This is a genomic window from Ignavibacteriales bacterium (assembly GCA_026390595.1).
Lineage (GTDB): Bacteria > Bacteroidota > Ignavibacteria > UBA10030 > UBA10030 > UBA9647.
Window position 1 is genome coordinate 135,542 of the sequence record JAPLFQ010000030.1, and the last position, 14,812, is coordinate 150,353.

Here is a 14,812-nt window from a genome sequence, read left to right on the forward strand (position 1 = left end):
AAGAGCTATTGTTCAAAAACACAACTGGAAGAATTCATCCGAGACCCGCCCCCTGTTGCAGAGCCGCTCTTGCGTCGACTCGAAAACGAAGAAGCCGGACTTGAATAGCCCGGCTTCAGTGTTTCTCCATGTGCACATTCGTCAGCGCAAAAGTATCATCTTCTTTGTCTCCAAGTATTCGCCAGCCTGCAATCGATAGAAGTAGATGCCGCTGGGGACGTTGGCATCCCAATGGACCTCATGGAAACCTGCCTCCTTGCGCCCGACCACAAGTCTGGATACAAGTTGACCAAGCACATTGTAGATGGCGAGCGAAACCTCCCTTGTCCTCGGCAATGTGTAGCGAATCGTCGTGGTTGGGTTGAAAGGATTCGGGAAGTTTTGGCTCAAACTAAATTCTTTCGGAATCACTTCTTTATCCCTAACGCTGGTAATCGGAAAGGAATGCAGATCAATGATTGTTTCAACAGCTTTCGAGTTTACGTCTATCACCGAAACGTTATCTGAACGGATATTTATGCTATAGATTTTGCTTAAGTCATCGTTCGCGTACATGATCCTCGGGTAAAATCCCTTCAAGTTGATGACCTTGAGTACAAATTGATCGTTGGTTAGGTTATAAATGCTGACGAAACTTCGATCGAGATGCGCTATGTAGAGATAGTTTTCCCGGGGATTATAAACCATTCCAATTGCATTAATGTAAGTCAATTGTTGGAGTCCAAGACCGATAGCTCTGGCCGCATCCCCCAAATAGATGACCTTCTTGATAACATCTGTATCCGTATCTATGGCCAGGACTACGTGAGTAGCTCCCACAAAAAGCGTGTGCGAATTGGAGTCATAGGCAAATGGATAATAAGGCCCGGCAGATATGCCAAGCCTGTCGGGCTCCTCATAGGTGATCGTCTTCTTAATAGTGTAGGTATCCGTCTCAATCACATGAATCACCACATGTCCATTTTGTTGTCCACCAAGAGCATACAGTTTGGAACCATCCGGCAGTTCGTAAGGTCTGAAATTGAAAACACCACCTTCAAGTTTTATGGATGCTTCTAATTGAAAAGTTGTGGTATTCATTGCTACAAACTTATTCGCAATTTGATCATTATAAGTTACTGAATATAAATGTTTCTCGTCTTTTGAAAGGACAAAAGACCACACCCATGGAGCACCCGGAGGAAGCGTATGAGTCACAAGGAGACGCATATCTTGTGCATCGACCTCAAGAAAGGATCCACCTTGGGCTATAAATATTCTTCCAGCTTTATTGAAGGCAATGTCATTGGTACCGGTATTCTGAAGAATATTGGGGAATCTAACGTTACGCTTTATGATCGCCTGGTCAAGATCAAGCTCAAAGGCGTACGGACGATTAGTTAGAAGTATGAACCCATTGGCTTGACCGGGCCGCCTGACGAAGAATTGCGGCTGGAAGCTTTCTTCATTGAAGACAAGCACATCGAGGAGAGCGAGGCTGTGCAAATCCATCTTGACGAGCGCATTGCCATCAGTACTTGTTGCGTAGAGAAGACTGGGGTGTGCAGGGTCAATCTGCAGGATATTCATCTGTGTATAGTACCAGTTATGCTTGTTTTTACCCAAGTATATCTGATTCACTATGCTATCGGACTGAGTATCAACTACCAGGAGGTTGCTCGTGCTTGGGATAGGCCAGCCGGTACCCACGTACAGCCACCGGCTATCCGGGCTTGCCTCCAAACACCCAGCACCGCCATCAATAGGAACAACCTTGACTCCCCCACTCACAAGATCAACTGAATGGAGCCACCCGTAACCATGCATATTGTCTTGATACCAACCACCGAAGATGGCTACGTAGGCTTTATGCTCATTGGGCAGGACTCTAAGATCAGCAATTGAACTCGCCCGGGCCTCCGTGGGAAGGGAAACCTTACGGATCCAAGTCTTTGCCTTATGATCGTAGATGCCTGCGTTGAGCTCTGAGTTCCCGGGTTCTTTTCCACTAACGACGTACCAAATGTCCTGATTTGTGTTGCTTTCTAGAATCTTTAAAAAGAATTCACCAGATGCTCGGAAATTTGTCAATTCATTAGTCTCTGTATTGACAAAGGTCACAACGCTCCCACCGTCCCATGTCATGATGAACGGGCCATACTTGGAACGGACCATACCAAAAACATTGATGGAATCGATAGTATGGATCACACTCATCGTTTTGGTATCGAGGACGAGCAGTTTTCGCCAGGTGGGGGAGTAAACAAAGAGCTTCTCTTCACTCGAGTCCAGAGCAATATCCTCACTCTCTATTGGGAAATACCTGGATAGATCGGCACCCGCTACGACGGTAAGATCTGCCAGACGCACCTTGAAGACGACCTCCGAAAGATCAAAACCGATATAGCCGTATTTTCCATCCTGTGTAATTGCCATGGTTGATGGACTGAGACCCTGAGGAATCGATTCCCCTAGTTGTGCTAAAACGGGTTCCGTGCTAAGTGTTATGAATAAAGTGATGGCAAAACATTTTGTTATGGAATTCATACTGTAAATGCCTTATTTCTTATTAACACTGCATGTTGCGCCTAACGGGTGGCTGCTTCGGTTGCCCCGGAATGTTTCCGTTCGAGGCTCCCGCACAGATAGTCTTCACAATCGTCTCTCGCCTGTACACACTGAGGCGTCTCCTTTGTTTGGCTACTCGAAGAAATGGATTTCGCTTTTCTCAGGAGCTGACGAATACGGCGATATTGGGCCTGATCATTTCGACCGGCTCGTCAACCCTATTTCAGTAGATTCATCTTTCCAGTGAACACCTTGCCTCCCGCCATTAGACGATACAAATACACACCGCTCGAGTATCCGTTTGCGTCCCAAGCAACCTGATATGTGCCACCTGGTTTGTTCTCGTTTACCAGTGAGGCTATCTCCGCACCCAGCACACTGAATACTTTCAGCGAAACGAAGGAAGTGTTGGGAACGCTGAATTGAATCGTTGTTGAGGGATTGAAGGGGTTGGGATAGTTCTGGGCGAGAGCGATCTTACAGCAGTATTGTTCAAGGACGTTTGAGTCCAAGTTCCTCCATTGTTTGTAGAGAGATAAACTCCCCCGCCGATAGAACCTGCCAATATATTTGTTCCACTTACTGCGAGTGATGTTACGCTCTTTCCAAAATCTGTAACATTCCAGCTCGTACCATTGTTTGTTGAATGCCATACGCCTCCGCCGGCAGAACCTGCGAACACATGTATTCCACTTGTTGCAAGTGCATAGACAGTACCAAGCGTAAATGAAGTTCCCGGTTGAGTCCAGGTTGTCCCGTTGTTAGTTGAAAGATACACTCCACCACCCCTTGTACCGGCGAATAAGTTTGTTCCACTCATTGCTAGCGATGTTACATCGTACGTCTTTGAGGTGCTTACGGCGACATTGCTCCAATTTGCACCATTGTTTGTCGATTTATATACATATCCGTACCAAGTGCCGGCAAATATGTTTGTTCCACCTGTCCCATTGGAGCTTGCTGCAACTGACAATACAGCTAGATTACTCAAACCAATATTTACGTTTCTCCAGGTTTCCCCATTATCTGTTGATAGAGCTACGCCACCGTCACGAGCGCCTGCGACGATATTTGTTCCGTTCACCGAAAATGAAAACGCAGAAGTAAAACAATATTGATCTCCCGGAAGATTCGTCCAACTTGTTCCGTTGTTTGTAGAAGAATATACTCCTCCATGATCAGCCCCGGTTAACATATTCGTTCCGTTTAGTGCCAGTGTAAAAGCATTAACATAAGTTGCTACCGTATCAGTTTTAGCAAACCCATTGTTAACTTGATTCCAACTTGTTCCATTATTTGTTGATAAGTATACCCCATATACTCCGGTTGCACTATTGCCAATATTGTCAGTGCCAGCGAATATATTTGTTCCACTTATTGCCAGCGATTTTACATCAGCAGTTCCCCATCCACCATTAGTTAGTTGGGTCCAGTCTGTTCCATAATTTGTTGATAAGAATACCGCTCCTCCAATTTGCAATCCGTTGGGATTCTTGATGGCAACGGAGATATTTGTTCCCCTTACTGCAATCGCGTTTAGCTGCGAATAACTCCCCCATCCATTATTTATCTTGGTCCAGTCTGTTCCACTGTTTGTTGATAGATATAATACACCTCTAAGAGTGCCTGCAACTATGTCTGTTCCGCTACTTGCAACTGAATATAGAGAGCTGTTAAAGTTAAAAGCCGTGCGAGTCCATGTAGTTCCGTTGTTTGTTGAAAAGAATACTTCTCCACTTGTAATTGCAAATATGGTTGTTCCACTTACGGAAAGACCAGTCACCGAAGCACTAGTCAAACCGATGCTTACTGAATTCCAATTTGCTCCATTGTTGGTGGATAAGTATGTACCTCCATCAGTTCCGGCAATTATACTGGTTCCGCTTGTTGAAAGGACATTAACAATAGTACCAAATGTACCATAAGTATTGAGTCTATTGTACACTTGAGTCCAACTTGTTCCATTGTTCGTTGAACGATATACTCCTTTGCCATATGTTCCGGCAAATATATTCGTTCCACTTGCTACTACTGTTTTAACTGGAACGTTATTTAGAGGATAAAGAGCTTGCACCCATTGGGCAAGCAATGAATCCGTGCCGATCAAAAAGAATAACGACGCGAGGAGACATCGGAACAGGTTCTTCATTAATCCTCCGTTGATGAAATACTCAATGACAATTCAATGTCTTCTCATGCCAGCCAAGCAGAATATCTTTTACGAGTGAGAACTCACTGTGTGGCGCAAGGAACAACGGAGCAATAATACTGCTTCATTGACGAAGTTTCAAGTCAGGGAAGTCCGGACGAATGTTCGCCGCATGAAGCACGGACACGACTTCCGACGGGTTTTCTCCCGTCTTGAAGCGAATCAGACCTAATTTCTCACACCAAGCTCCCACGTGTGAAAACGCGAAGCGCTCCACGTCTTTAGACGCACAGCCCCGCATCTTCCTGAATCATCTGCTGATTCACGCCAGCGCTTTTCACCTAGTTGGGTAAAAACACTCAATGTATCCACGGTCCAAACCGCCCAAATCAACGTACCCCCACGCACGTTGGATTGACAAGGATCTTCGGACCTATTGGCCGGGTCCTGTCCACAAAACAAATAATATTATTATTCGATTGGCCACTACCAAGAGCGCGCAAGTGCTTATCCCGCGGAGAGTTACGCAGAAGCCTTCCAGTTTCCTCCATCTCGCAGCTTTGCGCAGAGATGGTAGTAATATTATCTAATAATATATATAGCTGGAAAAAGCTCATTTCTGTACCGTAAACATTGGTCCAAATGAGTGTCGATGCTCCAGTTAGTGATAGACTTTGCGCGAGTTAGTACTAGACATCGCGCATGATGGTGGTAGACTTTTATTCTTCTTGGTGTTATCTTTCACACGCAGTCGCTTAAATCTTCCAAAGTAAGTCCATTTGCTCAGGCGGCCGTCACCGTCGAGTGTAGTCTCTATCGCCGCACCCTCTACTGTTTTCGACACTGCCTTGATCTTCACTTCATCTGGACCAATGATGATGAAGGTGAAGGTACCGTCCTCATTCGTCGCCATTTTCTTAGGCAAGACCAGTCCGGTATACGCGCCATTGCCCCCGCCCGTGCTTGACGGACGAATTCGATACTGGTACGAAAATGCAGCCAGGTTGTTCGTCCAGTTAATCAGCGCGTCGAAATTTGCCTGCACTTCCTCCCGGTCATCAGCAGACTTCTTGCGTTGAAACAGGAAGACTACCGTACGGGAGGCTTCGCTCATATCAAAGGCTGCCGGGCGTTCAAGGATTCCGGGTTCATTCGCCGCAAGGATCAAACTGTCGTTATCGTTGCGGAGTTCGTAAATCCCGAGCGATGTCTTGCCGATGTAGTTCGGGCTTGGGCTTTCCGTGATCATGAAAGCGGCCCGCTTGGGCGATCCATTCGGCTCGGCGCTCAATGATCCCTTGTACACTAGCCGCCCATTCATCCAAAACCGCATCTCAGATCCGACGACCTCCATGGTGCCGAGTCCTCCCCGCCGGTTGGCGGTCGAACCAACCCACGAACCTTCGAGTTCTGTTTGCGGCAAGGGAGCCTTCGCAACGTTGCTCGAAGAGCATCCAAGTCCGATCAGGATCAACGAGGTCGCACTGAAGAAGAGTACCTTGTTAGTCATTGTTGCCTCCAGAGTTTCTGTGCACGTTCCCCGAACCAAGCGCCCAAGAGGGATAGAAGAATAAAGACAATCACCATCACGAGCGTTTCTCGAAACAATCGAGACATTCGCACTTCCACGTACAATCCAGATGAAAGAATATGAACAGCGAAGTACACGCCGAGCAGGACTATCACCGACGCAGCGGAACAAGCCGGCTCCCAAAGGGTTACACCTTCTGAGACATAACCAACAATCGCGGCAATGATGAAGATGCCAGCGAAGCTCCAGACAGCAAGCACGGTACGAGCCATCACACTGGGGTCGCCAGGCGAATATGAATGGACTATTACGGCAATTGGCAGCATATAGAACAGGAGATAGGATGCCATTGAAATTCCAACCCACTTCCACTGGAACTTCTTCACTGGCGTGGCTTGTTCGTCCATTTCGGTTCCTCCTGAGGATTTCTGGTTTGTACGGTATGCCTGGAGGACAAACGGTGCTTGGGGAGTGGCTACAACTATGCACTTTCTAGAGTCAAAGTCAACGTCCGGAAAGTACCGACCGATGCCTGTCGCATGAATTACGGACAACGGGATTTTAGAAGGGTTGCATAGGTGTATCGTGCAGTCGGTGAGGGTTGCTGAAAATGGGAACGCGCGGCAACTTCACCCTGTGCAGCTGCACTCAACTTCCGACCTTACCCACCGAATGAATACCAGGAGGCTAGTCGAGGAAATCGACAATCGGATTTTGAGCGTGGTAAGTGACCCGAAAATGAAGAAGCCGGACTTCTGATGGCCCGGCTTCAGTTTCTCTTGACGCCCAGATTCTCATCGCAACAGTATCATCTTCTTTGTCTCCAGGTACTCGCCAGCCTGCAAACGATAGAAGTAAAGACCGCTCGGGGCATTGACAGCATTCCATTGTCGTGAGTATGTGCCAGGAGAGAGCTCTTCTCCAACTAGAACCGACACTTCCCTTCCCAATGCATCGAATACCTTCAGTGATACAAACGATTGTGCCGGAATATTGAAGGAAATGGTCGTCGTAGGATTAAACGGGTTTGGGTAGTTCTGGTCAAGTGTGTAGTGCGCCGGCATCATAGCTTGCTGACCTACGCTAACGATTGACGATGGAACAAGGAGCGTGACTCCAGTTGGTTGAACGAGGCCCGTATCTCGCTGTGAGGAAGCCATCGAGACGACGAGGACGACGCCCTCCCTGGTAAAAAACATGAATTCCTTGTCCGAATAAGTGTAATGATTCACTTTCGCGCGCAGGCATTCGAATTGGCGACCGAGGAATTTAAGTGTTCCGAATCCGTCAATGCTGGTGCTGTCTGAACCAATGCTGACATTCGTCGAGGCAATGGAACCGGACACATTGTACACTGTATCATAGTGCGTGGTAGTGTAGGTTCGGGACGCCGGATACGTGATTGGATAAACGAACGTCGGTTCGTACGGCCGGTTGTGGTAGAAGCGCCGCTGTTGAGTCAAGGAAGCCTCGCCGACAACGAAGATCGTATCAGTTCCGAAAAGAAAAATGGGGTTGTTCTCGATGTCTGTCGCCGAAGGTCCGAAGACTACTGCCTTGGACGGATAGCGCGCTGCCAGTGCCGGTATACTGCCTACAGAGTATACTTGCAGGGTCCCAGTTTGCTCGAAAACATATCCGCTGAAGTCGTACACTGTTGGGCCTCCCCGCTTGCCGATGTTTGCAGTTCGGGGTGCAACATTCGACGAGTACCCGTTGATCGATGTGCCCACCGTCAGCAGGTTGGAGAGTGCGGTCTGCGGAATCGTGATCTGTGCAGAAGAATACGAAAACAGAAGTACCGAAAGAAACAGGATAGAGAAGTACAACGAGGACGTACGACTGGGTTGTACGGAGCTGTTCATGGCTCACCTTCTATTTCATTTGAGAAATGAGTTACGTCCGAACAGCCCGACAAGCAATGCCGAGATGGACCCGGATGCAACAGGGCGTGCGTGAAATGCCACGGTGGTTGGTGCGTGACGATACGGTGATAATACCGTAACATCAAGACATTTCAAGAGAGGGAGGATTCGTCCGAAAAGAGAATTCCTAGAAATGACAGAACAGCAACGCCTGGTCCGGACAACCACGCAAAAATCGCGCGTTGAGAGATAGAGGAGTTGTAACCACAGCTTCACAACAGGGCGGATATTGGTGACCAGTGTTGGTGTCATCGCAGGCGATATAATCTCTCCAGCCATTGGCGAGCCACAACGCCAGGAGTTTGCAGAAAAACCAGTTTCTTTCACCACGAAGGCACAAAGACGCGAAAATCTGGATTAAGAAACTCGATTTTGAGAGGATATGAGTATTCAAGGAAGACATTTTTGAGACTTCGTGTCCTTGTGGTGGTCTTTTTTTTTATTTCAGCATCCTCCTAGCAGCGTTTCAACTAGTCGGCTTCGTCAACTTCTGCCCTGCCGCGCTCGATTGAATTCTGAGTGACTGCTCGAAGAAATGACTTGGTATTGTCGTGCGGTTCGTGGAAATTAGGATTGCAGGGAAGGAATGAGATTTCCAGGCTACTGGAGCATCTTCAGAAAATCAGTCCAGAGGAAGGTTTTGGGGAAATTCTCGAGTGAAGACATATAAGGCAGTTTCGTGCGGGGTGCAGGCACTGAACCAGTTGCCGTTTGCCCCGACATAGTCGAGGCCCGCCGAAACGAAACAAAGGTGGAAATCAGTTTCTCAGGATGCAGGCGGGAGTTAAAGCCGGGGAAAGCTGGATACCAAGCGGCAGAAAATCGAAAGATACCACGCCACTTCGAAATTCCTGCTTCTCGGCCTGTATGCCGAAACGCGGTGAGGTGATAAGCTCCGGGTGCATGGGGGATCAATATTCTCCATTCGCAACCCGATATCTCAGTTATTTCTTCTTGTTGCTTTGCGGTGTCGTATCTCTTGGAGCTGGCAGGCCCATTTTCTTGCCGTTCACCCACGGGCCGCGGGGATTGGCCCTGAGCTGGTCGACAATCAACGCCTTTTCCTCAGCTTCGCGAGGGGTAAGCACGATACGAGTGATGGAATGCGCCATGTCGTTGCTCCGTTCTTTAAGAATCATTCTCTTCTCACCAGCGGACTACCCGCTATGTGCCGCCTTTTGGGCATCCCGTACTGCGGGACTTCACCCGACAAGTGAAGTGCAAACCCAGCTTTTGAGAAAACAACCACTTCCGTTCGACAGCAGAACAGAAACCTCGTTCAGCGAGGTGATATTGATAAGATACGCTAATTTGTTGACATAACCTACTGATGGTTTGCTGCTCGTTTCGTCAACAGCTGTCTGCCATTACTCCGCCTCTCCCTTTTCACGCTTCAAGTTTCCGCGAACTTCTTTATTGCGTCGAAGTACTTCACAATCGCCTTGGCTTTGTTCTTCCCGAACGACATCCAATGCCAGGTGGTGTCGGGATTTGGCCTATCGACAGTTGGGATGCGTAAAACAGGCTTGCCCTGGTACTCGCTCATGACAGGCTGCACTTCTTCTTGCTGCTGTTGTTCTTCTTCCATTGGTCACCTTTCACATTTAACTACAATTCGCGAGTCCAAAGAGCCTGAGTATCTCACATCAAACAGCCCCGGCAATTGGCCGAGCCTCCTTCGCGAGCACATTTCGAACGAAGTTGACCCGCCGTTCCCTGCTGCCAACAAGCGATCCTTAGCCTCGACCTAAACCATGTTATTTATTGAGAATCCCATGGTTCAGCTTCTCATTCTTCTTTTCTCTCTTTGCCAACTTTTTTTCTTTCATGGTTTTCGCCGGTTCTTTCTTTGAGTCTTTCTTGCTGTTTTGACCTTTGCTCATGGTATCCTCCTTGTGGGGCTTACGTGGTAGACTTGTGCTTTCTTCGATTTGAGACTGATTGCCCCGGTGCATTAAGCAACAGCTCCGCGATGGTCTTTGTTGTCTGCGACTGCATGCGGGAAAACGTCGGGGAGTGCCACATTGGGCAGTAAGGTCGGGCGGCAGGGTACTGCGTTGACTCGTTTCGGTTCAGAAGCTCCGATCATTACAGAGAAAACGCTATGTTCGTTTGGGACCCTCAGCCCTCGGTGCGATTTGAATCTCATCCAACCGGTGCGTCACTACCGCTGAGAGGTTTCGCATCGACGCGACGCCTGTCGAAATAACCTCCACGCTCTGGTGCAATTCCTTGAAAACCTCTTTGAATCGCGCATGCGCGCCGTCCGTCACGGATCCGAGAAGCTCGGTCTGAAAATCTCCGAGGTTCTTCTGCAAATCGGTGAGGCTTTTTTCAAGGAGCTGGCCAACCGAATTCACCGTGTCGTGAAAGAGCCTCAGTGAGTCGAGTTCCTTCTGCTTCTCTTTCAGCATCCGCTTCTCTGCTTCGCGTTCGATCATCTCCTGCTTGAAGAGATATCGCTCGCATACGCTCTTGATGGCAAGGCGGAGCCGGTCGATGTCCAGCTGATCCTTCCGGAGATAGTCATACACGCCGAGCTTCATGGCTTCGACCGCGACCGTCTCTGAACCTGCCGCAGTGATCATGATCGTGGGAGTCTGGATTTCCTGCTCGTGCATCCATTGCAGCACTTCGAGCCCACTCATGTCCTCCATTTTATTGTCCAGCAGGATCGCGTCAAACTGCTCAGTCTTCAGCAATTCCATCGCCGCCTCGCCGGAGCCGCAGGATCGGACAGAAAACTTGTCGCTCATTTTCAGCGCCATCTCGATGCTGAGACGGAATGAATCTTCATCGTCCACAATGAGAACACGAAGCATTCCTGAACTTGCCATGATTCCCTTCAAGATTACTTACTGAGGCGCAACCGGTGGGTCCGAAAGTTGATAGCGGTTGAAATTACCACAAAAAACCCCTTATAAGCAAGGTACCAGTCCTAAGTTTGCGCAGGAGTAATGGAGAAGGGTCCCTGCTCTTCTTCATCCATAGGATTTGATCCCGCCGCGGCAATGACAAGCCGGCCGAGATCATGCGTCGATTCGCGCTTCACAGCTATGAAGACCGTCTCGCAATGATACGACCGGCCACGATGAGGCAAGCCAAAAGTGCCCAATCCTCATTCGGAGGGATGCTCCGGCTTCCCCTCAGGTTCCGCGTCTGTGAAGTATTCCTTGATTTCGGAGGCAAGTTTGGGCCCAACGATTTCGGCGATCTGCTCCTCCGTCGCGAACTTCACGCCCTGCACGGAGCCGAACGACTCCAGCAGCTCCGTCGCCCGCGTCTTACCGACGCCTTTGATGAGATCCAGCTCGGTCTTGAGAATTCTCCTCGAACGGAGAGTCCGATGGTAAGTGATCGCAAAGCGATGCGCCTCGTCACGGATTTGCTGAAGCAATTTGAGACTCGAGGATGTCCGCGGGATCAGCAACGGATCACTCTCGCCGGGAAGAAAGACCTCTTCCAGCCGTTTCGCCAATCCAACAATGGGTGTGGAGGTGAAATTGAGCTGACCAAGCACTTCGACGGCACTGGAAAGCTGCCCTTTCCCACCGTCGACAACGATAAGATCCGGATTCGTCCCCCCTTCCTCGATCAGCCGCGAGTATCGGCGCTCGACTACCTCCCGCATGCTCGCAAAATCATCCGGCCCCGCGACTGTGCGGATTTTAAACTTCCGGTACTCGCTTTTCTTCGGCTTCGCATCGACGAAAACGACCATCGACGCGACCGTGTCACTCCCCTGGATATTGGAGATGTCGAAACATTCGATCCGCCGCGGCGGTGCGGTGAGACGCAGGTCCCGCTGAAGAGATTGCACCGAGTATGGGACGAGATCTCCCCGTTTCATCTTCTGCAGCTGGAGCTCCTCGAGCAGGAATTCAGCGTTCTTCTTCACCATACCCACCAGCTTCAGCTTCTCCCCTGCCTTGGGAACATCGAGACTGACAGGAGCCCCCCGTTGACCGGCGAGCCAGCTCTGTATGACCTCGAAAGAGTTCACTTCGCCTGAGATCGAGATTTCGCCGGGGATATCTTCATTGTCGAGGTAATATCGCCCGAGAAGTGTCTCAGCAACTTCCGCCTCATCTTTTCCTTCTACGTTGCTCATGTAATAGTGGTGACTTCCCAATACCTTCCCGTCGCGAATCTTGAACACAACGCCGCACGCATCGTCGTCCTTCAACGCCACGGCGATAATGTCGCGGTCTACCTCTTTCATGTCCACCACTTTCTGCTTCTGGTTATACACGGAAAGCGCCCTGAGACGATCACGCGTCTTCGCCGCATCTTCAAACCGGAGGTCTGCAGACAGCTGGTCCATCTCGACCTGCAGCAGAGCTACCGCATCGGATGTCTTTCCACGGAGCACTCTTGCTACCTTGTCGATCATCGCGTTGTAGTACTCTGCAGACACTTTGGCTTCACACGGTCCTTCGCACTTCCTGATGTGATAGTCCAAACAGATCTTGAATCTCCCGCGCGCAACGGATTCGGGCGTCAGGTCATAGTTACAGCTCCGAATCATGAAGATGTCGCGGATAGTTTTCAGGGCAAACCGCATCGTCTTGACATCCGTGTACGGTCCGAAGTAGCGCGACCCGTCCCTGATGATCCTGCGCGTGACGAAGACGCGAGGAAACGGCTCATTCGTGATGACGATGTAGGGAAAGCTCTTGTCGTCCTTGAGAAGGACGTTGTACCGCGGCTTCAGCTTCTTGATGAGGTTGGCTTCGAGAATGAGGGCTTCGACCTCGGAGTCGGTGACAATGAGCTCCACGTCGACGATCTTTGAAACCAGCGCGTCGAGCTTCGCGTCGAGCGCACGCGAGAGCTGAAAATATTGGCGGACCCGACTGCGGAGATTCTGGGCTTTGCCGACGTAGATGACTTTTGCGTCCGAATTCTTGAACTGATAGACTCCGGGCATCGCCGGAAGCGAGTCAAGCTTCTCGCCGAGCGAGAGGTCATCCTTGTTGATGCTGATTTCCATTGATCGTCTCTGGGAAAGGAGCGGTCAGCCGGCGAGTTTCTGACTGATTTCGATCAGAACGCCATTCGTGGACTTTGGATGGAGGAAGGCGACTTGATAGCCGTCGGCGCCGGGACGGGATTGTTCATCGATGAGCTGGAAACCGGCAGCTTTGAGCCGGGCCAGTTCTGCTTCAATATCGTCCACAGCGAAGGAGACGTGGTGCACTCCCTCTCCCCGCTTCGCGATGAACATCGCAACCGGTGATTCGGGATCGAGCGCTTGCGTCAGTTCGATGGCTGACGTGCCGACAGTGAACATCGCAATCCTGAGCTTATGTCCGTCCAGATCCTCTGCGTGGTCAGGACCCTTGCCGAAGATCTTCTGAAACAACGCTGTCGACGCCTCGATGTCTCTGACGGCGATACCGATATGGGATATTTTTTCGAACATAACAACGGTCGTCTAGCTGTAGTGGAGAGGTTTCATTCTGGCGGGTCGTTGACATTCAAGGTCAAGAATAAAGATAAACCGCCAAGCTCGCCCCCGACAAGAAACGTCGGGGTAAACAAGAGCGCCAATTGTGTGGAGTTACAGAGATAAGGGATTTCTCAATATCTTCTCTGCGGTTCTTCGCGCCCTTCGCGGTTCGATTCTGAACATCACGGTCAAGATGCCACGAACGAAGAATGCGGTCCTACTCGTCGCCGGAGTATCCGAGGCGTTTCAAAAGCCCCTCATTTTCTCTCCACTTCTCACGCACTTTGACATGGAGTTCAAGAAACACCGGGCGGCCGACCATCGCCTCGATATCAACGCGCGCACGCTGGCCAATTCTCTTCAGCGCAGCTCCCCCCTTGCCGATGAGTATGCCCTTTTGAGAATCCCGTTCCACGATAATGTCGGCCTGGATATATGTCTTTCCGAGCTCCCGTTCTTTGAAATCAATAATCTGTACAGCTGTGGAATACGGGACTTCCTCTCTGAATAGTTCGAAGATCTTCTCCCGTATCAGTTCTGCGGCAAAGAACCGTTCGGGTTGTTCGCTCACCGAATCAGCCGGATAGAACGCGGGATGATCGGGGAGATATTGCACGATGGTCTTGAGAAGATCCGGCAGGTTTTCGCCTTTAAGCGCAGAGATCGGAATGATGTCGGCGAATTTTCCCGAGCGGGCAAAGTGTTCGATGACCGGCAGGACTTCCTGGCGCGGGACAGTATCAACCTTGTTGATGATCAGGAGGAGCTTCTTCTCTCCGCCGATGCCGGCGACTGCCTGTTCCACCACAGGAGGCAGCTCGGTCCTTCTCGATGCTTCGGTCAACAGAAGCACGATATCCGCATCTTCAAGGGCAAGCTGCGCCGAACGGACCATCTTTTCGTGAAGAAGATACTTCGGCTGGAGCAACCCCGGTGTATCGAGGAAGACGATCTGAGCTTCATCGGTGCTCAGGATTCCAAGGACCCGCTGCCGCGTCGTCTGCGGACGGGCGGAAACGATGGAGAGCTTCTGGTTCAGCAGCGCGTTCAACAACGTCGATTTGCCGACATTCGGCTCCCCGACAATCGCTACGTAACCGGCCTTATGTGCTTGTTGTAGTGTCATAGTGGTTTGGAAACAAAAACGTTCCGTTGCTGCTCTAACGGAACGCGCTCACATTCGTGGATTGATGCTTCAGCGAAAGAGG

General features: G+C 50.0%; 12 protein-coding genes. All 12 read right to left on the bottom strand.

The features are described 5' to 3' along the window. Positions 1–141: 141 nt before the first annotated feature. The 12 genes from NTU47_16590 to era all read right to left on the bottom strand — a co-directional run bounded on the left by NTU47_16590 (position 142) and on the right by era (position 14,730). Positions 142–2,415, bottom strand: coding sequence for a T9SS type A sorting domain-containing protein (locus tag NTU47_16590; protein ID MCX6135424.1), 2,274 nt, complete (start codon positions 2,413–2,415; stop codon positions 142–144). 520 nt (positions 2,416–2,935) lie between these two features. Continuing rightward, on the bottom strand, positions 2,936–4,696 hold the full coding sequence (locus tag NTU47_16595; GenBank protein MCX6135425.1) for a hypothetical protein: 1,761 nt from the start codon (positions 4,694–4,696) through the stop codon (positions 2,936–2,938). Positions 4,697–5,357: 661 nt separating this feature from the next. Next, the gene (locus tag NTU47_16600) at positions 5,358–6,206 is read right to left on the bottom strand and encodes a hypothetical protein (protein ID MCX6135426.1); all 849 of its coding nucleotides are present in this window, start codon (positions 6,204–6,206) and stop codon (positions 5,358–5,360) included. After that, on the bottom strand, positions 6,203–6,634 hold the full coding sequence (locus NTU47_16605; GenBank protein MCX6135427.1) for a hypothetical protein: 432 nt from the start codon (positions 6,632–6,634) through the stop codon (positions 6,203–6,205). Before NTU47_16605 ends, NTU47_16600 begins: the two co-directional genes overlap by 4 nt. A 387-nt stretch (positions 6,635–7,021) precedes the next feature. Further along, complete coding sequence (locus tag NTU47_16610; protein MCX6135428.1) at positions 7,022–8,092, bottom strand: T9SS type A sorting domain-containing protein; 1,071 nt, start codon at positions 8,090–8,092, stop codon at positions 7,022–7,024. A 1,004-nt stretch (positions 8,093–9,096) separates the two neighbouring features. After that, complete coding sequence (locus tag NTU47_16615; GenBank protein MCX6135429.1) at positions 9,097–9,291, bottom strand: hypothetical protein; 195 nt, start codon at positions 9,289–9,291, stop codon at positions 9,097–9,099. Positions 9,292–9,545: 254 nt separating this feature from the next. Continuing rightward, the gene (locus tag NTU47_16620; GenBank protein MCX6135430.1) at positions 9,546–9,740 is read right to left on the bottom strand and encodes a hypothetical protein; all 195 of its coding nucleotides are present in this window, start codon (positions 9,738–9,740) and stop codon (positions 9,546–9,548) included. A 169-nt stretch (positions 9,741–9,909) separates the two neighbouring features. Next, entirely contained in the window at positions 9,910–10,035 is a 126-nt protein-coding gene (locus NTU47_16625) for a hypothetical protein (protein MCX6135431.1), read from the bottom strand. A 219-nt stretch (positions 10,036–10,254) separates the two neighbouring features. Further along, entirely contained in the window at positions 10,255–10,989 is a 735-nt protein-coding gene (locus NTU47_16630; protein ID MCX6135432.1) for a response regulator, read from the bottom strand. 281 nt (positions 10,990–11,270) lie between these two features. Continuing rightward, positions 11,271–13,145 carry an excinuclease ABC subunit UvrC gene (gene uvrC, locus NTU47_16635; protein MCX6135433.1) on the bottom strand — a complete coding sequence of 625 codons (1,875 nt, stop codon included), beginning with the start codon at positions 13,143–13,145 and terminating at the stop codon, positions 11,271–11,273. 24 nt (positions 13,146–13,169) lie between these two features. Then, positions 13,170–13,577 (bottom strand): methylmalonyl-CoA epimerase, encoded by a 408-nt coding sequence (mce, locus tag NTU47_16640; protein ID MCX6135434.1) that lies wholly within the window; start codon positions 13,575–13,577, stop codon positions 13,170–13,172. A gap of 244 nt (positions 13,578–13,821) precedes the next feature. Next, positions 13,822–14,730 (bottom strand): GTPase Era, encoded by a 909-nt coding sequence (gene era / locus NTU47_16645; GenBank protein ID MCX6135435.1) that lies wholly within the window; start codon positions 14,728–14,730, stop codon positions 13,822–13,824. Between the last annotated feature and the right edge of the window lie 82 nt (positions 14,731–14,812).